The following is a 20,398-nucleotide window of genomic DNA, read 5'->3' as shown; positions in this document are numbered from 1 at the left end:
GTCAGTCGGACGAGTCCGAACAGGTAAATTAAAGTCATGCATCGTATAACCAACACCGGCCGCGTCAATCTCGGTCATCTGTTCTGGCTGCGCAGCCTTGCCATCATCGGCCAACTGGTGACGATCGCGGTTGTGCAGATATTCTTCGGTGTGCACCTGCCGCTGCCCGCCATGTTGCTTGTGATCGCGCTCGAGGTGATCTTCAACGGACTCACGTGGTGGCGTGTCTCGCAGCAGCGGCCCGAGTCCAATCTCGAACTGTTTGGCCAGATCTGGGTCGATCTCGGCGCGTTGTCCGCGCTGCTGTTCCTCTCCGGTGGCACCACCAACCCATTCGTTTCGTTGTACCTGCCATCGCTCGCGATTGCCGCAGCCGTGCTGCCATGGCAACTGATGGCATGGCTCGCCGCGTTCGCCGTGGCCTGTTACGCGGTGCTCGGCTTCGATTCCGTACCGCTCAATCTCGACAACCCGGCCAACCTGTTCGACTACTATCGCGCCGGCATGTGGGTGAACTTCATGGTCAGCGTGGGCCTGATTGCGTGGTTCGTCGCGCGCATGTCACGCGCTCTGCGACTACGTGACGCAGCACTCGGAGACGCGCAGCAGCGCTTGCTTCACGATGAACGCGCTGTCGCGCTCGGCGTGCAGGCGGCCACCGTCGCTCACGAAATCGGCACGCCGTTGTCTACAATTGCGATGTTGTCCGAAGAACTGCGCGATGCCGCGAGAACCGACAAGGGGCTCGCGCCGTACGCCGCCGATCTGGAGTTGCTCGAACGGCAAATGACGCTGTGTACGTCGGCGCTTGCGCGGCTGCGCAGCCGTGCATCGACAACGACCAACCGGCAGGCGGTGAGCGAGTGGCTCGAGTCGTTTGGCGAGCAATGGCGTTTGCGTCATCCGCATGTGAAGTTCGAGCGGATCGGTGTGCCGCCTGCGGGTGTCAGTCTTGACGACACGGTTGCCGTCAGTCAGATTCTCACGATCCTGCTCGACAACGCCGCGCGTGCGAGCCGCGATCACGTCACGCTAACGTGCACGCTCACGGATCGCGGCGACCAGATCGTACTCGAGGTATGCGACGCGGGTCCCGGCATCCCCGCCGCCTTGCGCGGATCGCTCGGCACGATGCCGGTCGACAGTACACAGGGTGGACATGGCGTGGGCCTGTATCTGGCGTTTTCAGCGGCGGCACGTCTGAAGGGATCGATCGAGCTGGCCGATGTCAGCGAGATCAAGCCGCGTGGCACGCGTGCAGTATTGAGATTGCCGCTTGCAGCGCGCAAGTTATCAGGGGTGGGCCGTCGAGGCGCTACGCCATCCAACACGGAGAAACAGGCATGAGCGATATGAATTTTCTGGTGATCGACGACGATGAAGTGTTCTCCGGCATCCTCGCCCGTGGTTTGACGCGGCGCGGTTATACGGTGGCCGAAGCGCACAACGCGGATGAAGCGATCAAGTTGGCGAACCAGCAGAAGTTCAGCCAGATCACGGTAGACCTGCATCTCGGCAGCGATTCGGGCCTTACGCTCGTCGCGCCCTTGCGCGATTTGCAACCGGACGCGCGCATGCTGGTGCTGACTGGTTATGCGAGCATCGCCACAGCGGTGCAGGCCGTGAAAGACGGCGCGGATAACTACCTTGCGAAGCCCGCCAACGTCGAGACGATCTTGTCGGCGCTGCAAAGCGAGGCGAGCGCGTTGCAAGCTGACGAGGCGATTGAGCATCCCATGCCGTTGTCGGTTGCGCGTCTGGAATGGGAGCACATTCAACGCGTGCTCGCGGAACACGGCGGCAATATTTCGGCCACGGCACGCGCGTTGAACATGCACCGTCGAACGCTGCAACGCAAGCTGGCGAAGCGGCCGGTCAAGCAGTAAGCGCTGGGACCTGCCCGCGCCGGTGGGTTGTCGGGTCGTCGGATCGTCAAGCATCAAGCAAAACGGGCCGTCTTTCACAAGACGGCCCGTTTTTTTACGCCTCATACCCGATCGACTCACGCGCGAGGCACGCGGCGCGCGGCGTTAGCGCGGCGGCGTTGGCATCACAGCACGTAGCGCGACAGATCCTCGTCTTCCGCCACTTCGTTCAGCGCGCGATCGACATACGCCGCGTCGATCTGCACCGTCTTGCCCGAATGATTGCCGGCTGCGAACGACACGTCTTCGAGCAGTTTTTCGATCACCGTGTACAGGCGGCGCGCGCCGATATTCTCGGTCTTCTCGTTGACCGAGTACGCGATTTCGGCCATACGGCGAATGCCGTCGTCGGCGAATTCGAGGTGCACGTCTTCCGTAGCCAGTAGTGCCTGGTATTGCTTGACGAGGCTCGCGTCGGTCGACACCAGAATTGATTCGAAATCGCCCACCGACAGCGAATCCAGTTCGACCCGAATCGGGAAGCGGCCTTGCAGTTCCGGAATCAGATCGCTCGGCTTGGCCAGATGAAACGCACCGCTCGCGATGAACAGAATGTGGTCGGTCTTCACCATGCCGTACTTGGTGTTGATCGTGGTGCCTTCGACGAGCGGCAGCAGATCGCGCTGCACGCCCTGGCGCGATACTTCGCCACCGCCTGCTTCACTGCGCGACGCAATCTTGTCGATTTCGTCGAGAAACACGATGCCGTTCTGCTCGACGTTCTGCACTGCCTTGGCTTTCACCTCTTCGTCGTTGAGCATCTTGCCGGCTTCTTCGTCGGTAAGAACCTTGAGCGCTTCCTTCACCTTCAGCTTGCGGCGCGCTTTCTTGCCGCCGCCGATGTTCGCGAACATCGAACGGATCTGCTCGGTCATGTCTTCCATGCCCGGCGGCCCCATGATGTCCATGCCCACTTGCGGCTGTTCGACGTCGAGTTCGATTTCCTTGTCGTCGAGCAGGCCTTCGCGCAGACGCTTGCGGAAGGTCTGGCGCGTGGTGCTGCCTTCGTCGGCGGTATCCGTCGCGCTCGAGCTCGCGCCGAATCCCACCGGCCGAGCGCTCGGCAGAAGGATGTCGAGGATGCGGTCTTCGGCTTGATCTTCCGCCTTGGTCCGCACTTTGCGCATTTCTGTTTCGCGCGTCTGCTTGACCGAGATTTCGATCAGATCGCGCACGATGCTGTCGACGTCGCGGCCCACGTAGCCGACTTCGGTGAACTTGGTGGCTTCGATCTTGATGAACGGTGCGTCGGCCAGTTTCGCGAGACGCCGTGCGATTTCTGTTTTGCCGACGCCGGTCGGTCCGATCATCAAAATGTTCTTAGGCGTGATTTCCTGGCGCAGCGGGTCTGCAACCTGCTGACGGCGCCAGCGATTGCGCAGCGCCACGGCAACCGCTTTCTTCGCGCGGCCTTGGCCGATGATGTGCTTGTCGAGTTCCGAGACGATCTCGGCAGGGGTCATGGTGCTCATCGTGGGTCCTTACTCGATCGTCTCGATGACGCGGTTATGGTTCGTATAGATGCACATGTCGCCAGCGATTTCCAGCGACTTCTCCACGATTTCGCGCGGCGACAGTTCAGTGTTGTCGACCAGCGCCTTCGCGGCGGCTTGCGCGTAAGCGCCGCCCGAACCGATCGCGCAGATACCGCCTTCCGGATCGAGCACGTCGCCGTTACCGGTGATGACGAGGGTGGTGGTGGCATCCGCGGCGATCAGCATTGCTTCGAGGCGGCGCAGCATGCGGTCGGTGCGCCAGTCTTTGGCGAGCTCGACGGCGGCGCGGGTCAGATTGCCCTGGTGTTTTTCCAGCTTCGCTTCGAAGCGGTCGAGCAGTGAGAAGGCGTCGGCCGTGCCGCCGGCGAAGCCGACCATCACCTTGCCGTTATAGATGCGCCGGACTTTCTTCGCGCCGCCTTTCATGACGATGTTGCCCAGCGTGACCTGACCGTCGCCGCCAAGGGCGACCTTGTCGCCGCGGCGCACGGAGACGATCGTCGTGCCGTGAAATTGCTCCATATGCGTTCCTCTGTGCAAAACGGGTAGGACGCGGTGGCGTGGACCACCGCATGAATCCTGGACGCGGACGGCGCGCAACGATGAACCGGTCGGCGTGCGCTCGTGCAACGCATGTTCGACTTATTTTAGGGCGTGCGCGGTCATATCAAGAGCCGGCAAATGGCATAAGACAAAAACACAGGGCTTGAAACGGGGGAGCGAGAGCTGCGCCGAGGTGGGCGGGCTTAGAGATACGGGCCGCGCGATGGCGGTAGGCGGAACTGGGCGCGCCCTTGAACAGCCGCGTAGCGGGCGTTCAGAGTGGTCTGCTCAGCAAAGCCCGAAAAGCGTCGCACAAAAGAAAAAAGGCGCACAGGTCACCGTGCGCCTCTCGACGAAGCAGCTTAAAAGGGCGCGGAGCCGAAGCCGCGCCGCAGGCGTTCAGTCGCCGAACAGCTTCTGGCGCAGTTCGCGGCGTTCCTGCGCTTCGAGCGACAGGGTGGCCGTGGGCCGCGCGAGCAGACGCGGAATGCCGATCGGCTCGCCGGTTTCTTCGCACCAGCCGTAGTCGCCCGAGTCGATGCGCGCAATTGATTGCTGCACCTTCTTCAGCAGCTTGCGCTCGCGGTCGCGCGTGCGCAGTTCCAGCGCATGCTCTTCCTCGATCGTTGCACGGTCGGCCGGGTCCGGCACGATTACTGTTTCGCGCAGGTTCTCGGTTGTCTGGCCGGCATTGCGGAGAATGTCCGCCTGCAGCTGTTCGAGCTTGTTCTTGAAGAAAGCGAGCTGATCCGCATTCATGTAATCCTTGTCGCTCATCTTCAGGATTTCGGCTTCAGTCAAGAGTCGTTTCGTCGTCATCTGGCTTGCTTCTTCAATGTGAGGCAAAACTCTTACATAGTGCCCGCACTTTCGTATTGCCCACAAAGACGCCACGGGGACGCTGAGCGCTGGGCGGGCACGGACGATGGGCTGTCGGTGACGCCGAAGCGCCTTGCGCCCACGCGCCGGGCGCGCTACGCCAATGCGGGGCCGAACTCCTCTGGAAACCGTTTCTCAATTGCTCCTGAGGCATTGCTTGCCGGCAGCGTGCCTTATCAGCTGTGCCAGCCGGCATTGTCGGCGTGATTTCCGGACAAGGTTTTCCGGCGCCGTTTCAGGCCCGGCGCGGACTACGCGCAGACCGGGCAATTCGTTGTCATTCTCCAGTGGGCACGTATTGTAACTGAATCACAATCCAGCGCCGTAACTGGTGAAAATCCCCCGGCGGCGCACCGATATCCCGAAAATATAACGCGCGCACGGTCAAAAAGCGATGGTCGTGCACGGTTTAATACAGCAGGGTTTTCACGTGCTTTTCACATAACCGACATTTCAGCCGGCTTTCGGCCGCTTCTTGCACGTATTCCGCAGATGATTGTCCTGTTGCCGGCAAGTTGCGCCGTTCGCTGTCAGCGCGCGCAGTATGCGCTGCGTGCCGTGCCACCGGGGCACGGCACGGCGGGCATGACATTTATGCCAGGCAGGCGTCCAGACCGTCGGTGATCAGGTCTTGCGGCAGTTCGATGCCGATGAACACCATCTTGTTGGTCTTCTTCTCGATGGGCTGCCATTTCGCGGCCAGATCGCTACCCATCATCTGGTGCACGCCCTGGAACACCACCTTACGGTCGACCCCCTTCATATAGAGCACGCCCTTATAGCGCAGCAGACGCTCGCCGTAGATCTGCAGAATGCCGCCGAGGAAGTCCTCGAGTTTGTTCGGATCGAACGGGCGATCGCTGCGGTAGACGAACGATTTGATCTTGTCGTCATGGTGCGCGTGATGGTGATGCGCATGGTCGTGGCCTTCGTGGTCGCACTTGCCGTGGTCGTGATCGCAGTTTTCGTGATCGTGACCGTCGTGATCGGCATGGGTGTGGCCGTGCTCGTCATGCGCGTGAGCGTGGTTGTGCGCGTGTTCGTCTTCGGCGAGGAAGTCCGGGTCGATCTCGAGCTTCGAATTCAGATTGAAACCGCGCAGGTCGAAGATTTCCTTGATGTCCGCTTCGCCGAAATTGACCATCTTGATTGCCGCGCGCGGATTCATGTGCAACAGGCGATGGCGCAAATCGTCCACGTGCTTTTCATCGACCAGATCGGCCTTGGTGATGAACAGGCGATCGGCGAAGCCGACCTGGCGCTGCACCACTTCATGCTCGTCCAGTTGATGGTTCGCGTGCTTCGCGTCGACCAGCGTGATGATCGCGTCGAGCAGGAATTCGTTGGCGATCTGGTCGTCCATGAAGAACGTCTGCGCGACCGGGCCCGGATTGGCGAGACCGGTGGTTTCGATCACGACACGGTCGAAATCCAGTTCGCCGGACTGTTTCTTCGCCGCCAGGTCGCCCAGCACGCGCGACAGGTCGCCGCGGATCGTGCAGCAGATGCAGCCATTGCTCATCTGGATGATCTGTTCGCTCGTGTCCTGCACGAGGATTTCGTTGTCGATGTTCTCTTCGCCGAACTCGTTTTCGATCACGGCGATCTTCATGCCGTGTTTTTCGTTCAGGATGCGCTTGAGCAGGGTGGTTTTGCCGCTGCCGAGAAAGCCGGTCAGGATGGTGACTGGGATCATGTTGGTCGCCTGTGTGTACGTGAGTCTGTGCGTAATCGAATTAAGCGCAAATTAACCGCGCAAATTAACCGCGCAAATTAACCGCGCAAATTAACCGCGCGGAATCTGCCACGCGGGATTTGCAGCGAATGCATCTGCGAATCCGGTTTGCCGGGCGCGGCAGCCTGATGGCGCGCGACCCGATCTAGCCGGATATTGAAACATATCTGTCAAGCCGGCGCTGGCGGCAGGGGCGAATCCCTTTCGCGGCACGCGGGAAATAAGCCTGAAGTTATGGGCGATCAGGCAATTTGCAACAGCAGGCCCTTCAGGTATTCGCCTTCAGGGAAAGCGGCGAGCAACGGGTGGTCGACCCCGGCGCCGAGGCGCTTGAGAATCCGCGCATCGACACGTGCATCGGCCGCCGCGCCCGACACGATCTTCTGGAACAGCTCCGGGTCGATCGCGCCGGAGCAGGAGTAGGTGAACAGCAGGCCGCCCGGGCGAAGCAGCTTCAGGCCGGTCAGGTTGATGTCCTTATAGGCGCGCGCGGCGCGGTCCACGTGTTCACGCGAGGGCGCGAATTTGGGCGGGTCGAGCACGACCAGGTCGAAGCGTTCGCCTTCGTCGTAAAGGCGGCGCAGGGTTTTGAACGCGTCGGCGTCGAGCCAGGTGGCGCGCCCGGCATCGAAACCGTTGGCGGCCACGTTCTGTTGCGCGATCGCCAGCGCATCGCCGGACGAATCGATCGACACCACGCGCTTTGCTCCCCCTTTCAGCGCCGCCAGCGAAAAACCGCCGGTGTAGCAGAAGCAGTTCAACACGTCGCGATCTTGCGCCAGTTCCTGAACCAGCAGGCGGTTGTCGCGCTGGTCGACGTAGAAGCCGGTTTTGTGGCCGTTGCGCACGTCGACGTGATAGCGCACGCCGTTTTCGCTCGCGATCAGCGCTTCCGAGGGCGCCTCGCCTGCCAGTACGCCGGTGAGCTGCTCGAGCCCTTCCTTCTGACGAATCGACACGTCCGAGCGCTCGTAGACGTTCGGGCAGCCGGTCGCGTCGGTCAAGGCGGCGACGATCGCTTCCTTCCATGCTTCGACACCCGTCGCCATGAACTGGCACACCAGCTGGCTGCGCTGGCCTTCGTCCTCGGCGACGTAATGGTCGACGATCAGGCCAGGCAGGCCGTCCGCTTCGCCGAAAATCAGCCGCACGGCGCCGGTGTTGTGCACCATCGTCTGACGATGCGCGAGCGCGCGCTGCACGCGGCGTTTGAAGAAAGCATGGTCGATCGGCTCGGCTTCGTCGAAGCTCCACACACGCGCGCGAATCTGCGAATGCGGGCTGTAGGCCGCGCGCGCGAGGAACCGGCCGTCGTGCGCGCGCACCAGCACGGTCGCGCCCGGAGCGGGATTACCGTCGACGCGATCGATCACGTTGGCATAGACCCACGGATGGCGGCGCTGCAGCGATTTTTCTTTGGACGGTTTGAGCGTAACGGTATTCATCAGGATTCAGCAGGACCAGTAGGCCGCGTGGGCAAATAGGCACGCGGCAGGTGAGGCAAAGGGCGAGACCGCAAGCCGCAAACTAGCAAAGAGCGGAATCAGTCGCGTTTTTTGGCGCGTGGATGCGCCTGATCGTAGACGTGCGCGAGATGCTGGAAATCGAGCGCGGTGTAGACCTGCGTGGCAGTGATGCTGGCGTGCCCGAGCAGTTCCTGCACGGCCCGCAGATCGCCGCTCGACTGCAGTACGTGCGTGGCGAACGAGTGCCGCAGCACGTGCGGATGCACGTTGGCCGGAATGCCGGCGACCAGCGCCGCGCGCTTCACGCGCTCACGTACGACATTCGGCGACAGCCGGTTGCCGCGCGCCGAGAGAAACAGCGGGTGCGGATCATGTTTAATCATCTGGTCGCGCACCGCGAGCCACGCGTTCAGGGCCTCGAGCGCTTTCCTGCCGACCGGCACGATGCGGCGCCGGTTGCCCTTGCCGAGCACTTCGACTTCCGCGGAGTCGAGCTTGAGCCAGCCCGCCGAGCGGTAACCGCCGGCATCGGCAAATCGGGCGTCGAGGCCGACCAGTTCGGACAGACGCAGGCCCGACGAGTAGAACAGTTCGAGCATCGCGTGGTCGCGCAAGCCTTCGGGCGTCGCGGCGGGCGGACTTTCCATCAGGCGCGTGGCGTCGTCGACGGAGAGCGCTTTGGGGAGCGCCTTGGCCTGCTTCGGCGCCCGCACGGTGGCGACCGGGTTGGCCGGCAGATCGACGCGGCCCGCGAACCAGCGGTAAAACGCACGCCAGCACGAGAGCCGATGACTGATCGAGCGCGCCGTCAGGCCGCCGGCATGCGCCCGCGAAACCGCGCCGCGAATATCGACCGCGGTGAGGCTTTCGAGCGGCCGGCCTTTGGCCAGCAGCTTGAGCTCCTCAAGTTCGTGGGTGTAGCCGCGCAGCGTATGCGCCGACAGCCGCCGCTCATGTTCGAGATTCGACAGATAGGCGGCGATCGGGTCGGCGTCGGTCACGATGGCCTTTTGCGGGTTTGGCGGCTCAGCGCGGCAGCAGGCGGCTCAGCGCCGCGCTTGCCAACGCGCCGATCTGCGTCAGGAAATCGGTGGCCATGCCGTCGTGGAAGCGGCGTGCGTCGGCCGAACCCATCACCAGCAGGCCGAAGGTGGGGGCTTCTTCCTTGCCTTCGGGGTCGCGCAGCGCCAGCAATGCAATCGACTCGGTAACGTGCGCGGACTCGCCCGACCCCGTACCGCCCGCGGACGCGTCGTCGCTCACCGCCGAGACCGCCGGCGTCAGCCATTGCGCGGCTTCGAAGCCAGTGTTCGCGCCACAGTACGGCGTAGTGAGGCTATTGGCGAAGATTCGCACTTCTTCGCCGACATGGCGCGCGAATTCGGCCTGTGCATACGGCTCGGAAACGTCCCATACGCGTAGCGCGGCTTGTGGCACGTCGAAAATTTCCCGCAAGCCTGTGGCGATCGTGCGCGGCAGCGCGTACGGATCACGCTCGGCCATCACACGGATGGTCCAGCGATTGAATTTCGAGGCAATGCTGTCGTTCTCGTGACCGTAGCGCAGCAGCTCGGCCAGACGCCGTTCTAGATGTTTGTTCTTGTCGCGCAGCATTTCCATCTGCCGTTCCTGCAGCGACACCGCGGCTTTGCCGTGCGGGTTCGCAAGCCGGATCGTCGCGAGCATTTCCGCGTGGTCGGCGAAGAATTCGGGGGTGGCGAGCAGATATTCGGCGACTTCGCGATCGTTCATGGTTTCGGCTAAAGGACTACGGGGCGACACCTTCGGGCGGCGCATCGGTCATGAGTTCGGTCGCCGGTGAAAGAGCCGCCTGGTCCGGCTCTTCATCGGCCTGTTCAGCGGCCCGTTCGAGGCCACGTGTCGGGTACTGCCTCGGCCGATGCTCGGCCGTTGAATCGATTGGTGCGTCGGGTAAAGCGCTGGCGCGACTCAGTCAGCCAGTTCGATCTCGCCTTCGAAAACGGTTGCCGCGGGGCCGGCCATGAGCAGCGGGGTGCCGTCTTGAGCGTTATCCCACGTGATGGTCAGCTTGCCGCCGTGCGTGTGCACCAGCACCGGCGCATCCAGCAGCCCGCGGCGAATGCCGGCAGCGACTGCCGCGCACGCGCCCGTGCCGCATGCCAGGGTTTCGCCGGCGCCGCGTTCGTAGACCCGCAGCTTGATCTCGCTACGGCCGACGATTTGCATGAAGCCCGCGTTCACTCGCTGCGGGAAACGTGCGTGCCGCTCGATCACCGGGCCTTCGACGAGCACCGGGAAATCTTCGACGTCGTCGACCACTTGCACTGCGTGTGGATTGCCCATGGACACCACCGAAATCCAGCGCGTCACGCCGTTGACCTCGAGCGGCCAGAGCGTGTCCGCGCCTTCGCGGCGGCCTTCGATACCCTTGGTGGCGAACGGTACGCGCTCTGGTTCGAACACGGGGGTGCCCATATCGACCAGCACTTCGCCGTTTTCCTGCATGGTCAGCAGGAGGGTGCCGTTCTGCACTTGCACGCGCACGCTGCGCTTGTCGGTCAGGCCGTTGTCGCGCACAAACTTGACGAAGCAGCGCGCGCCGTTGCCGCAGTGCTCGACCTCGCCGCCGTCGCAATTGAAGATGCGATATCTGAAATCGACGCCTTCCATGGTGGGCTTTTCGACCAGCAGCAACTGGTCGGCGCCGACGCCAAAATGCCGGTCCGCGAGCGCGCGCACCTGCGCCGGCGTCAGGTTGACCGGTTGGGTGTAGCCGTCGAGCATGACGAAGTCGTTACCCGCGCCGTGCATTTTGGTGAATTTCAGTTTCATCACGCTATTGTAAGTGACGCGCCTGCAGATGCGCCGAACGGCGCTTTATTTGCGATTTTTTGCCGCTTGATTTCCGCGTTCAGGCGCTTTTTTCGAAAAACGCTCAGTAGACGCTCGGCTCGCCCGGCGGACGGGTCTTGAAGCGCTTGTGCACCCAGTAGTACTGCTCGGGGATCAGCGGAATCTGCTCTTCGAGGAAGACGTTCATACGGCGCGCGTCGGCTTCGTCGTTGCCGGTCGGGTAGTTTTCCCACGGCTTGAATACCTTCAGACGGTAGCCCTGGTAGTTCGGCAGCACCTCGCCGATAAACGGCACCACTTGCGCATGGCCGACCCCGGCGAGCCGCCCGACGGCCGTCAGCGTGCACGCCTGTACGCCGAAGAACGGTACGAACGTCGAGTTGCGCATGCCGTAGTCCATGTCGGCGCCAAGCATCACGGGCTTGCGGTCGCGCAACCAGCGCAGCACGATGCGCGCGCTGTCGGCGCGGCTTGCCATGTCCGCGCCGAAGCGGCCGCGCGCGGTCTTGGCCACGTCGTCGAGCACTTTGTTGGACATCGGCTGATAGAGCGCGCCGCACTGCCGGCGCAGCGCGTGATTGATGAACACGGAGCCTGCCTCGATGCCGACGAAGTGCGCGCCAAGCAGCAGGGTGGGCGGCATGTCGGGATCCAGCAGGTCGACTTCGCTATCCACCTGTACGAGCTTCTCCAGCTTCTGCGCAGACCAGAACCACTGGACGCTGCGTTCCACATAACTGCGAATCGCGTGGCGGAAGTGTTTCTGCGCGATATCTTCGCGGTGCTCCGCGCTCCACTCCGGGAAACACAGGCTCAGATTGATGTGGACGATGCGCTTACGGTTGCTGGGGACCTGATAGAGCAGCCAGCCCAATCCGTCGCCCAGTCGTGCAACGAAACCGTACGGCAGCAATGCCAAAAATTTAAGCAGTCCAATGGCGAGGTGAGCACCAAGACGACTCAGCATGCCGCCCCTCCGTGTAGGGCGTCGAGCGACGCTTTGCTCAAGGAACCTGGAAACGGGTTGAAATGCAGCACCGGTGAACACTCTGTGACAATCAAAGGAAGTCGCTATAATAAGGGCTTCGCCGAGTTAATAGACAACTTGCGGGGCGAAGCTGGCGGGTGCGATCCATGGGATATGCGCCTGCCGGTAAGGTAATCCGCTAAAGCGTCGCCGCTTCAAGGCTCCCGAAGCTGGCTACGTGAAACTCAACCGTAACCACACAACAGGAGTCTGCAACGTGGCAAACGATTATCTCTTCACTTCCGAATCCGTTTCCGAAGGCCATCCCGACAAAGTCGCGGATCAGATCTCGGACGCTATCCTCGACGCTATCCTGACACAGGACAAGTATTCGCGTGTCGCAGCTGAAACGCTGTGCAACACGGGTCTCGTCGTGCTGGCCGGTGAAATCACCACCACCGCGAACGTCGATTACATCCAGGTCGCGCGCGATACGATCAAGCGCATCGGCTACGACAACACCGATTACGGTATCGATTACCGCGGCTGCGCGGTGCTGGTGGCGTACGACAAGCAATCGCCGGACATCGCCCAGGGCGTGGACCGTGCGCACGACAACAACCTCGATCAGGGCGCCGGCGACCAGGGTTTGATGTTCGGTTACGCGTGCGAAGAAACGCCGGAATTGATGCCGCTGCCGATCCACCTGTCGCACCGTCTGGTGGAGCGTCAGGCGAATCTGCGCCGCGACGGCCGTCTGCCCTGGCTGCGTCCGGATGCGAAATCGCAGGTCACCGTGCGTTATGTCGACGGCAAGCCGCATTCGATCGACACCGTCGTGCTGTCCACGCAGCATTCGCCGGACATCGATCTGGCCGTGCTGCGCGAAGCCGTGATCGAAGAAGTCATCAAGCCGACGCTGCCGGCCGATCTGATCAAGGGCGACATCAAGTTCCTGGTGAACCCGACCGGCCGGTTCGTGATCGGCGGTCCGCAAGGCGATTGCGGCCTGACGGGCCGTAAGATCATCGTCGATACGTACGGCGGTGCTGCGCCGCACGGCGGCGGCGCGTTCTCGGGCAAGGATCCGTCGAAGGTCGACCGTTCGGCGGCGTATGCCGGCCGTTATGTGGCCAAGAACATCGTGGCTGCCGGTTTGGCGTCGCGCTGCCTGATTCAGGTGTCGTACGCCATCGGCGTTGCTCAGCCGACGTCGGTGATGGTCAACACGTTCGGCACGGGCCGCGTGTCGGATGCGACGATCACGAAGCTGGTGCAGGAGCATTTCGATCTGCGTCCGAAGGGCATCATCCAGATGCTCGACCTGCTGCGTCCGATCTACGAGAAGAGCGCAGCCTACGGTCACTTCGGCCGCGAAGAGCCGGAATTCACGTGGGAAGCCACGGACAAGGCTCTGGTGCTCGCCGAAGCCGCCGGCACGGAACCGGTCGCCGCGCTCGCCTGATAGGCAGGCGCGCAGTCCGCTTCAGCAAAAAACCCCGCCGGCGCGAGCCGTGCGGGGTTTTTTTATTGTCTTCGAAGGCGCCTTGCTTAATGGCCCACCTAGCGGTCCGTTGAACGGCCCATTCAGCGGCTCGCAAAAGCGAACGCGAACGCAAACCAGCCGGTGCTGCCGTTCGTCGACATACGGCGCGGCCGGCGGCTCGTGTTTTGCGGCGCTGCGACTGGCGCGCGGCGCGTAGCCGTGAGGCGCAGCGGTGTCGGTTTGCGCAACAGCGTGCGCAGCGAAAAACGGCGCGAACCGCCTTGCAGGCGCAACGCTGAGAAGAACGTATGGAACCACGTGCGGATGCCGTCGACTGCTTTGGCTTCGCGCCATTGTTCGCCCAATGCGCGAGTGCGGGTGGCATGGTGACGCAGCGCGCGCACGACGTGGCGGCGCGCCGGACGCGCCGCTTTCAAGGCGGCGCGGGTAAGACGGGTGCTCAGAAGAGTATGCATGGCTTCACAAGTAGGCAACGTGTCGCGCGAAGGAGCGTACGCCAGAATGAGCACCAAATGTGCCAACGGCGGTGTCGCGATGGACGGCGCGAAAGCCTGGAATTCGAGGGAAAAGGGCACGCATGACGGCGGAGCCGGTCACAGCGGCGCTTGCGCGCCGCAAAAGTGCGGGAGTAGCGATCAACATACGTGCAGGCTACACGGGATTCATGACGTCAGAAAGTCGGTTTTTACCCTGTGAATCCGGGTTTTTACCGGGTAAGAACACTGTGCATGTTGACGGGGTCGCGCCCTTTGCGGTCGCTTTTTGTGCGTGCTTGCCCTGACAGCGTGCCATGCCAACCGCCATGTCGCGTGAGCGTAGTGCTTAAGGCGTGCACGGGACCTTGGCTTTACAAAGGCGAAACTGCGCACAGTCCGATCGCGCCCGTTTTACAATCGAGCATCAGTCAGTCGAAAGTAACGGAACACCATGTCACTTCACTCGAAGAAAGAACAGATTCAAACGTTGCGGGAACAAGGATTTGTCGTAGTGCCTGGATTGGTGTCGCCCGAGCGTTGCGGCGAACTGAAGCAGATCGCGGAGCGGCAGTTGCAGGAAGCGGCGGCGCCGATCGAGTTCGAGGCGGATCTTCGCTATCCGGGCGCGCCGGAATCGAAGCATGCGCCGGGCGGCCACACGGTTCGCCGGCTGCTCGATGCGTACGGGCGCCATCCGCAATTTGCGCAATGGGCGACCGCGCCGGAAATTCGCGGCTGGATGGAGTTGTACTTCGGCGAGGAGCCGCGCTTATCGCGGGCGCATCACAATTGCATGATGACCAAGCACCCGGCTTATGGCAGCTTGACCGGCTGGCATCGTGACGTGAGGTACTGGTCGTTCGAGCGTGACGATCTGGTCTCGGTATGGCTCGCGGTCGGGTCGGAGACGGTCGATAACGGCGCATTGTGGCTGGTGCCGAAGTCGCACAATGTCGCGTTCACGTCAGACCGGTTCGACGAAGCCAAGTTTTTCCGTTCCGATCTGGAAGAGAATCAGGCGTTGATTCGTACCGCGGTTTCGCCGGAGCTCAAGGCCGGTGACGTGGTGTTCTTCCATTGCAACACGCTGCATTCGGCTGGCAAGAATGTCAGCGATCAGGTGAAATTTTCTTTGGTGTTTACCTATCACGGGGCGAGCAATGTGCCCCTGCCGGGATCCCGCTCGGCAGCCAAGCCTGAGATTGCCTTTTAGTTTTTTTGCCTTGCGCGGCACAGATGTTTAGTCGTCTTGCGCCGCGCAGGCAGGCATCGTTCTACCGCTTGCGACCCGACACAGCCACACCGGTCAGCCCGGCGATGGTGGCGATAACGCCACCTACAATCAACATGATCGCCTTGTTGGTCGGAGACCCGGTGAACACGCGAGATACCTCGCTGCTGACCGAGTTGAACGCCTGCCCGCCGAAATACAACAACACGATACCGCCGACAATCAGCGCGATTGAAATCGCCTTCGCCATACACCCGTCCCTTCGATAAGCTTTGATCGGCCAAAGTGTAGGGGAGCCGCAAGCAGTCGTCCATCCCGCATAGTGGGCGTGTGCAAGCTGCGCGGCGATTGGCTACCATAGCGCTCTGGTCTCATCCCTATTCGAACATAAAACCCTGCACGCCTCCCGCAGTACGTGATGATCCCCTCACGCCCGTGATCGCCGGGCGACTTCAACATCAAGGACACTAGCAATGGCTTACGAAGCAGCTTCAGAACGCTATTCGGACATGCAATACCGCGTCTGCGGCAAGTCGGGTCTCAAACTGCCGGCGCTGTCGCTGGGCCTCTGGCACAACTTCGGCGATACCACGCCGATCTCCACGCAGCGCGATATCCTGCGCACGGCCTTCGACCTGGGCATCACGCACTTCGATCTCGCCAACAATTACGGCCCGCCGTACGGCAGCGCCGAAACCAATTTCGGCCGGCTTTTCAAAGACGACTTCAAGCCGTATCGCGACGAACTCCTGATTTCGTCGAAGGCGGGTTGGGACATGTGGCCGGGTCCGTACGGCCAGGGCGGCGGTTCGCGTAAATATGTACTCGCGAGTCTCGATCAGAGCCTGCAGCGCATGGGCCTCGACTACGTCGATATCTTCTATTCGCACCGTTTCGATGCCGATACGCCGCTCGAAGAAACCGCCGGTGCATTGGCGAGCGCCGTGCAGCAGGGCAAGGCGTTGTACATCGGTATTTCGTCATACTCGGCCACCAAGACGCTCGAAATGGCCAGGCTGCTCGCCGAGTACAAGGTGCCGCTGCTGATCCATCAACCCGCGTACAACATGCTCAACCGCTGGATCGAGCGCGAACTGTTGGACACACTCGAGAAAGTCGGCTCGGGCGCCATCGCCTTCACGCCGCTCGCGCAGGGTTTGCTCACCGGCAAGTACCTGAACGGCGTGCCCGAAGACGCGCGCGTCAACAAGCCGGGCGGCGGTTCGTTGAAGCAGGAGCATCTGAGCGCGCAAAACATCGAACACGTGCGCAAGCTCAACGACATCGCGCAGCGTCGCGGCCAAAGCCTCGCGCAAATGGCCCTCGCCTGGGCGTTGCGCGATCCGCGCGTGACATCGGTGCTGATCGGTGCAAGCCGTGCGGAACAGGTACGCGAGAACGTGGGCGCGCTGAAGAATCTCGCGTTCTCGAAGGAAGAACTGGCGGAGATCGACCGCTACGCGACGGAAGGTGGCGTTAACCTGTGGGAAAAGCCGTCGACGGATCAGGCGATCTGATCGCACCGCCTTTGATGTCGTAGAAACAGAAAAGCCGCCCGTGAGGCGGCTTTTTATCGATCCGTTCAAGCGCGTGCGTTTCCAGCACAGCGGCCGAAGCGACTGCGTTCAGTCGAACGAACCGTCGGCGAAGCGTAGAGGCCGTCTTCGCCGGACCGCGCTAAACCAGCGCAGGCAAGCCCTCGACCAGCACGACCGCGAATACCACGCCGAGCAGCGCGCCTAGTACCCGCAGCGCGTTATGACGCAACTCTGTCTTGCAGGGCAGCGCACCGACAAACAACGCGCCGGCCAGCGCCATCGGAATGACCAGGATGAAATCGCCAATCGTGAAGTAGGTCGTCATACCCGTCTCCTTATTTAGTACTGGCGCCGGCAGTGGCTCTATTTCTGGAGTCATGCACTGCCAACACTCGATTCGAGTATAGGCGACGGTTAGATCAACATAACAACGCTTTGCGGCGCTGCAGCGCCGTCTTCGCAGGCTGCTGAACCCGGTACGGTAAGGGGCGGCGCGATTGACGCAGTGCGGCAAAAACACCGTAAAAAATGAAGTGTTTGCTTACACGGCCCTTACTTTTTAGATCGGTTCGATGCGCTGCGGATGGTTCTCGCGCGGCTGGGATCTGCTCCACGCAAGCCCCTTATGCATGGCCTCCATGTTGCGCCCAAGTCTGCTTTTCCGAAACGGATCAGTAGCATTCCCTCATACGGCGGCGCGTTCGCGTTGATGCAAACACGTGGCGGCGACGATACCGATGACGAGCAATGCGCCCACCAGTCCAGCGATACCGTTCCAACCATAACCGGCCCATACCTGGCCACCATAAGAGCCGACCACACTCGAACCGATGTAATACGCGAGCAGATACAGCGCCGCCGCTTGCCCCTTCGCTTCTTTTGCGAGGCGTCCGACCCAGCCGCTCGCCACTGCGTGTCCGGCGAAGAATCCGAAGGTCACGCAGGCGATCCCGATTGCAATTGCCGTGATCGGATGAAGCATCGTGAGGGCGAGTCCGAGCGCCATCAGCAACAGGCTGCCGCTCAGCACGCGCGCCCGGCCGAAGATGTCGGCCATGCGGCCCGACCACGGCGAGGCAACCACGCCCGTCAGATAGACGACGAAAATCGCGCCGATCTGCGTTTGACTCAGCAGGTAGGGCGGCGCGAGCAGCCGGTAGCCGAGGTAGTTGTACAGCGTCACGAAACTGCCCATCAGCACGAAGCCGAGCAGAAACAGCAGCGGCAAACCAGGCCGCGTGAATTGCTTCAGCAGCGCAGTGCGATGATGGGCAAAGCCGAGCCCGCGACGCGGCACGAAATGGCGCGATGGCGGCAGCAGCGCGCGAAACGCGAGCATGGAGAGAATACCGAGCACGCCGATCGTGCCGATTGCCACGCGCCACGAAAACAGATCCGCGACCACGCCCGTAATCACGCGCCCCGCCATCCCGCCGATCGCCGTGCCGCCCACGTACAGCCCCATCGCAAGACCGAGCCCATCGGGGTGTACTTCTTCCGCGAGGTAGGCCATGGCAACCGCAGGAACGCCACCGAGCGCGAGACCTTCGAGCGTGCGCAACACGAGCAATTGATGCCAATGCGGCGCGACTGACACACCGATCGTCAATAGCGCGGACAGCGTGAGCGACGCGGTCATCAGCTTGTGACGGCTCCAGCCTTCCGAAACAAAGCCGGCCACGAATATAGCGAGCGCGAGCGCTGCTGTCGTTAGCGAGAGCGACAGACTGCTCTGTGCCGGCGTCACGCTGAATGCTGTCGAAAACGCAGGCAGCAAAGGCTGTACGCAATACAGCAATGAGAAGGTGGCGTAACCGGCGAACAGCAGTGCGATGCTGGCGCGCCAATAGGCACGCGTGCCGCGTTCGAGATAAGGCGTGGTGGAGGCGTCAGGCACGGCAGTGGAGGTGGAAGCAGCGGACGAAGCAGACGAAGCGGGAACAGCCGAAGTAGCAGTCCGGTGGCATTCCGGCGATGCGGTCACGAAAAAATCTCCTCGGGGGACGCAACATACACAAAGAAGTTAAGGATACGCTGAAAAAAGCTGTGCGGGTGTGCACGAGGCAAGGGCCGTGGACGTGAATATTCACTTTTTGCGTTGATGGCGTCACTGACGGCATGATTTTGAAATATCGCCCCGGCAGGGTTTATGATGGCCTCGTTACGACGCGTCATGTGCAGATCATCGCCCTGCGCGCCGTAATGGAACCAGGGCGAAATGACGGGTAAAGAGCCTCGAATTCGCGCTTTCCATGGCCCCGCAAAACGGGAACAATGACTCAAACCTCTCACGCGTGTTACGCGCAGCAGATTGGGTGCGTACGCAACGTTATCGGCGAAGCGGCGCTTTTATCATCACCTTGACCGGCGCGGAAACCATAAAGCCGGCTATGGGAGAAACGGGGAAACATCATGCAAATCGGTTCCATTGTCCGATCGGTGCATATCGCCGTGCCGCAAGGCGCACGCGGGATTGTCATGCGAATTCTCGGCGACATGGCGATGGTGGCCTGGTATGCCGGCGAACCTGGCACGTCAGAGCATCTGAACACTGAACCCTTTTTCCTCGAAGATTTGATCGACACGGGCGAGCAGGTTCGCCCGGCAAGCGCGCAGGTGCATTGATACGGGATTGAGTCCGATGTTTGAGTCCGTTTCATCGCGTTGTCATGACGTTGCATCGTCGTTGCAGCAGGCAGTCAGGCGCAAGGTGAGCCGACGCTCTCGTTTTTGACGGCGGCGCGGCGCACAATGCGCACATGAACGACGACAATCTCGACTCACAGGACGGCGCCGATAGCGCCGTCCCTTTCGCCCGGCTCAAGCCGGAAATCGTGCTCGACGCGCTCGACAGCGTGCTCAGCAGCGTCGGTGTGTACACCGACGGTCGCATGTTGCCGCTCAACAGCTACGAAAACCGCGTGTACCAGGTGGGCGTGGAAGACGGTCCGCCGGTGGTCGCCAAGTTCTACCGTCCCGAGCGTTGGACCGACGCTGCGATTCTCGAAGAACATGCCTTTGTCGCCGATCTCGCCGCGCGTGAGATTCCGGCGGTGCCCGCACGTGTTTTCGACGGCCGCACGCTGCATGCCTTCGATGGTTTTCGTTTCTCGATCTTCGAACGCCGTGGTGGCCGCGCACCCGATCTCGACCGGCGCGACACGCTCGAATGGCTCGGGCGTTTCATCGGCCGCATTCATGCGGTCGGGCAGACGCAGAACTACACCGAACGTCCCACGCTCGATATCAATACGTTCGGCTACGAGCCGCGCGACTTCCTGCTGTCACACCGATTCGTGCCTGACGACGTGCGAGCGGCGTGGGAAACCGTGGTGAATCTCGCGCTTGAAGGCGTTGAACGCGCGTTCGAGCGCGCCGGCGATATTCGCATGTTGCGAATGCACGGCGATTGTCATCCGAGCAATGTCTTGTGGACCGATGCGGGCCCGCATTTTGTCGACTTCGACGATAGCCGCATGGGTCCGGCGGTGCAGGATTTGTGGCTGTTGCTGCCGGGCGAGCGTGCCGAGGCTTCGCGTGCGCTGGCCGATCTGCTGGCCGGTTACGAAGACTTCTGCGACTTCGAGCCACGCGAACTGTATCTCGTCGAAGCGTTGCGCACGTTGCGGCTGATCCACTACCAGGCGTGGCTCGCGCGCCGCTGGGACGACCCGGCCTTCCCCGCGGCATTTCCGTGGTTCAACACGCAGCGCTATTGGGAAGACCGCATTCTCGAACTGCGCGAGCAGCTTGGCGCAATGCAGGAAGGGCCGCTCTGGCCGGTCTGAGCGTTTGCGCCA

The 20,398-nt window shown here is 61.8% G+C and carries 20 protein-coding genes; 7 read left to right on the top strand and 13 right to left on the bottom strand.

The genetic code is table 11. The features are described 5' to 3' along the window. The first annotated feature begins 36 nt into the window (after nucleotides 1-36). Nucleotides 37-1,347: an ATP-binding protein gene (locus tag PQR67_RS26215; RefSeq protein ID WP_408465574.1), complete on the top strand. Its 1,311-nt coding sequence runs from the start codon at nucleotides 37-39 to the stop codon at nucleotides 1,345-1,347. Beyond that, complete coding sequence (locus tag PQR67_RS26210; RefSeq protein WP_408465572.1) at nucleotides 1,344-1,886, top strand: response regulator transcription factor; 543 nt, start codon at nucleotides 1,344-1,346, stop codon at nucleotides 1,884-1,886. The genes PQR67_RS26215 and PQR67_RS26210 overlap by 4 nt, the downstream gene beginning before the upstream one ends. A gap of 164 nt (nucleotides 1,887-2,050) precedes the next feature. Here PQR67_RS26210 and hslU read toward each other — a convergent pair whose 3' ends face one another. The 9 genes from hslU to PQR67_RS26165 form a co-directional block, all read right to left on the bottom strand. Then, on the bottom strand, nucleotides 2,051-3,397 hold the full coding sequence (gene hslU / locus PQR67_RS26205) for an ATP-dependent protease ATPase subunit HslU (RefSeq protein WP_408465570.1): 1,347 nt from the start codon (nucleotides 3,395-3,397) through the stop codon (nucleotides 2,051-2,053). Between the two features lie 9 nt (nucleotides 3,398-3,406). Next, a complete protein-coding gene (gene hslV, locus PQR67_RS26200; RefSeq protein WP_028197737.1) occupies nucleotides 3,407-3,943 on the bottom strand; it encodes an ATP-dependent protease subunit HslV in 537 nt (178 codons plus the stop codon). A 420-nt stretch (nucleotides 3,944-4,363) separates the two neighbouring features. Continuing rightward, complete coding sequence (dksA, locus tag PQR67_RS26195) at nucleotides 4,364-4,783, bottom strand: RNA polymerase-binding protein DksA (protein WP_035554081.1); 420 nt, start codon at nucleotides 4,781-4,783, stop codon at nucleotides 4,364-4,366. Nucleotides 4,784-5,435: 652 nt separating this feature from the next. Beyond that, nucleotides 5,436-6,539 carry a CobW family GTP-binding protein gene (locus PQR67_RS26190; protein ID WP_408465567.1) on the bottom strand — a complete coding sequence of 368 codons (1,104 nt, stop codon included), beginning with the start codon at nucleotides 6,537-6,539 and terminating at the stop codon, nucleotides 5,436-5,438. 281 nt (nucleotides 6,540-6,820) lie between these two features. Then, nucleotides 6,821-8,023, bottom strand: coding sequence for a class I SAM-dependent rRNA methyltransferase (locus tag PQR67_RS26185; RefSeq protein ID WP_408465565.1), 1,203 nt, complete (start codon nucleotides 8,021-8,023; stop codon nucleotides 6,821-6,823). Between the two features lie 98 nt (nucleotides 8,024-8,121). Further along, a complete protein-coding gene (xerC, locus tag PQR67_RS26180; RefSeq protein WP_408465563.1) occupies nucleotides 8,122-9,045 on the bottom strand; it encodes a tyrosine recombinase XerC in 924 nt (307 codons plus the stop codon). Between the two features lie 25 nt (nucleotides 9,046-9,070). Further along, on the bottom strand, nucleotides 9,071-9,796 hold the full coding sequence (locus PQR67_RS26175) for a DUF484 family protein (protein ID WP_408465561.1): 726 nt from the start codon (nucleotides 9,794-9,796) through the stop codon (nucleotides 9,071-9,073). 198 nt (nucleotides 9,797-9,994) lie between these two features. Further along, nucleotides 9,995-10,858 carry a diaminopimelate epimerase gene (gene dapF, locus PQR67_RS26170; protein ID WP_408465559.1) on the bottom strand — a complete coding sequence of 288 codons (864 nt, stop codon included), beginning with the start codon at nucleotides 10,856-10,858 and terminating at the stop codon, nucleotides 9,995-9,997. Nucleotides 10,859-10,961: 103 nt separating this feature from the next. Next, nucleotides 10,962-11,846 (bottom strand): lipid A biosynthesis lauroyl acyltransferase, encoded by an 885-nt coding sequence (locus tag PQR67_RS26165; RefSeq protein WP_408465557.1) that lies wholly within the window; start codon nucleotides 11,844-11,846, stop codon nucleotides 10,962-10,964. A gap of 277 nt (nucleotides 11,847-12,123) precedes the next feature. Between PQR67_RS26165 and metK the strand changes: the two genes are divergently transcribed. Next, nucleotides 12,124-13,311, top strand: coding sequence for a methionine adenosyltransferase (metK, locus tag PQR67_RS26160; protein WP_408465555.1), 1,188 nt, complete (start codon nucleotides 12,124-12,126; stop codon nucleotides 13,309-13,311). A gap of 122 nt (nucleotides 13,312-13,433) precedes the next feature. Here metK and PQR67_RS26155 read toward each other — a convergent pair whose 3' ends face one another. Next, nucleotides 13,434-13,808: a hypothetical protein gene (locus PQR67_RS26155; RefSeq protein WP_408465553.1), complete on the bottom strand. Its 375-nt coding sequence runs from the start codon at nucleotides 13,806-13,808 to the stop codon at nucleotides 13,434-13,436. 472 nt (nucleotides 13,809-14,280) lie between these two features. Here PQR67_RS26155 and PQR67_RS26150 point away from each other — a divergent pair, with 472 nt between their 5' ends. Continuing rightward, nucleotides 14,281-15,042: a phytanoyl-CoA dioxygenase family protein gene (locus PQR67_RS26150; RefSeq protein WP_408465551.1), complete on the top strand. Its 762-nt coding sequence runs from the start codon at nucleotides 14,281-14,283 to the stop codon at nucleotides 15,040-15,042. A gap of 61 nt (nucleotides 15,043-15,103) precedes the next feature. Here PQR67_RS26150 and PQR67_RS26145 read toward each other — a convergent pair whose 3' ends face one another. After that, nucleotides 15,104-15,310 (bottom strand): DUF3185 family protein, encoded by a 207-nt coding sequence (locus tag PQR67_RS26145; protein WP_408433492.1) that lies wholly within the window; start codon nucleotides 15,308-15,310, stop codon nucleotides 15,104-15,106. Nucleotides 15,311-15,533: 223 nt separating this feature from the next. Between PQR67_RS26145 and mgrA the strand changes: the two genes are divergently transcribed. Continuing rightward, complete coding sequence (gene mgrA / locus PQR67_RS26140; protein ID WP_408465549.1) at nucleotides 15,534-16,577, top strand: L-glyceraldehyde 3-phosphate reductase; 1,044 nt, start codon at nucleotides 15,534-15,536, stop codon at nucleotides 16,575-16,577. A gap of 160 nt (nucleotides 16,578-16,737) precedes the next feature. Here mgrA and PQR67_RS26135 read toward each other — a convergent pair whose 3' ends face one another. Beyond that, nucleotides 16,738-16,923, bottom strand: a complete 186-nt coding sequence (locus tag PQR67_RS26135; protein ID WP_006050504.1) for a hypothetical protein — start codon at nucleotides 16,921-16,923, stop codon at nucleotides 16,738-16,740. A gap of 360 nt (nucleotides 16,924-17,283) precedes the next feature. Then, entirely contained in the window at nucleotides 17,284-18,495 is a 1,212-nt protein-coding gene (locus tag PQR67_RS26130) for an MFS transporter (protein ID WP_408465634.1), read from the bottom strand. Between the two features lie 515 nt (nucleotides 18,496-19,010). On the opposite strand from PQR67_RS26130, the gene PQR67_RS26125 reads away from it, so the two are divergent. Together PQR67_RS26125 and PQR67_RS26120 are read left to right on the top strand one after the other, a co-directional pair. Next, the gene (locus PQR67_RS26125; RefSeq protein WP_028197750.1) at nucleotides 19,011-19,223 is read left to right on the top strand and encodes a hypothetical protein; all 213 of its coding nucleotides are present in this window, start codon (nucleotides 19,011-19,013) and stop codon (nucleotides 19,221-19,223) included. Nucleotides 19,224-19,357: 134 nt separating this feature from the next. Next, nucleotides 19,358-20,386, top strand: a complete 1,029-nt coding sequence (locus tag PQR67_RS26120; RefSeq protein WP_408465546.1) for a serine/threonine protein kinase — start codon at nucleotides 19,358-19,360, stop codon at nucleotides 20,384-20,386. Nucleotides 20,387-20,398: the final 12 nt, after the last annotated feature.

This window comes from Paraburkholderia fungorum (assembly GCF_046026025.1).
In the GTDB taxonomy this organism is placed as follows: Bacteria; Pseudomonadota; Gammaproteobacteria; order Burkholderiales; family Burkholderiaceae; genus Paraburkholderia; species Paraburkholderia fungorum_E.
The sequence above is the reverse complement of the archived record's forward strand: the minus strand, read 5'-3'. Positions and strand labels throughout refer to the sequence as shown.

Bases quoted from the DNA above. Each gene is read 5' to 3' on its own strand.
- mgrA (WP_408465549.1), top strand. From the start codon at position 15,534: ATGGCTTACGAAGCAGCTTCAGAACGCTATTCGGACATGCAATACCGC.
- dapF (WP_408465559.1), bottom strand. From the start codon at position 10,858: ATGAAACTGAAATTCACCAAAATGCACGGCGCGGGTAACGACTTCGTC.
- PQR67_RS26145 (WP_408433492.1), bottom strand. From the start codon at position 15,310: ATGGCGAAGGCGATTTCAATCGCGCTGATTGTCGGCGGTATCGTGTTG.
- PQR67_RS26165 (WP_408465557.1), bottom strand. From the start codon at position 11,846: ATGCTGAGTCGTCTTGGTGCTCACCTCGCCATTGGACTGCTTAAATTT.
- PQR67_RS26190 (WP_408465567.1), bottom strand. From the start codon at position 6,539: ATGATCCCAGTCACCATCCTGACCGGCTTTCTCGGCAGCGGCAAAACC.
- PQR67_RS26215 (WP_408465574.1), top strand. From the start codon at position 37: ATGCATCGTATAACCAACACCGGCCGCGTCAATCTCGGTCATCTGTTC.
- PQR67_RS26150 (WP_408465551.1), top strand. From the start codon at position 14,281: ATGTCACTTCACTCGAAGAAAGAACAGATTCAAACGTTGCGGGAACAA.
- PQR67_RS26135 (WP_006050504.1), bottom strand. From the start codon at position 16,923: ATGACGACCTACTTCACGATTGGCGATTTCATCCTGGTCATTCCGATG.
- hslU (WP_408465570.1), bottom strand. From the start codon at position 3,397: ATGAGCACCATGACCCCTGCCGAGATCGTCTCGGAACTCGACAAGCAC.
- PQR67_RS26175 (WP_408465561.1), bottom strand. From the start codon at position 9,796: ATGAACGATCGCGAAGTCGCCGAATATCTGCTCGCCACCCCCGAATTC.
- PQR67_RS26185 (WP_408465565.1), bottom strand. From the start codon at position 8,023: ATGAATACCGTTACGCTCAAACCGTCCAAAGAAAAATCGCTGCAGCGC.
- PQR67_RS26210 (WP_408465572.1), top strand. From the start codon at position 1,344: ATGAGCGATATGAATTTTCTGGTGATCGACGACGATGAAGTGTTCTCC.
- dksA (WP_035554081.1), bottom strand. From the start codon at position 4,783: ATGACGACGAAACGACTCTTGACTGAAGCCGAAATCCTGAAGATGAGC.
- PQR67_RS26155 (WP_408465553.1), bottom strand. From the start codon at position 13,808: ATGCATACTCTTCTGAGCACCCGTCTTACCCGCGCCGCCTTGAAAGCG.
- PQR67_RS26125 (WP_028197750.1), top strand. From the start codon at position 19,011: ATGCAAATCGGTTCCATTGTCCGATCGGTGCATATCGCCGTGCCGCAA.
- PQR67_RS26120 (WP_408465546.1), top strand. From the start codon at position 19,358: ATGAACGACGACAATCTCGACTCACAGGACGGCGCCGATAGCGCCGTC.
- hslV (WP_028197737.1), bottom strand. From the start codon at position 3,943: ATGGAGCAATTTCACGGCACGACGATCGTCTCCGTGCGCCGCGGCGAC.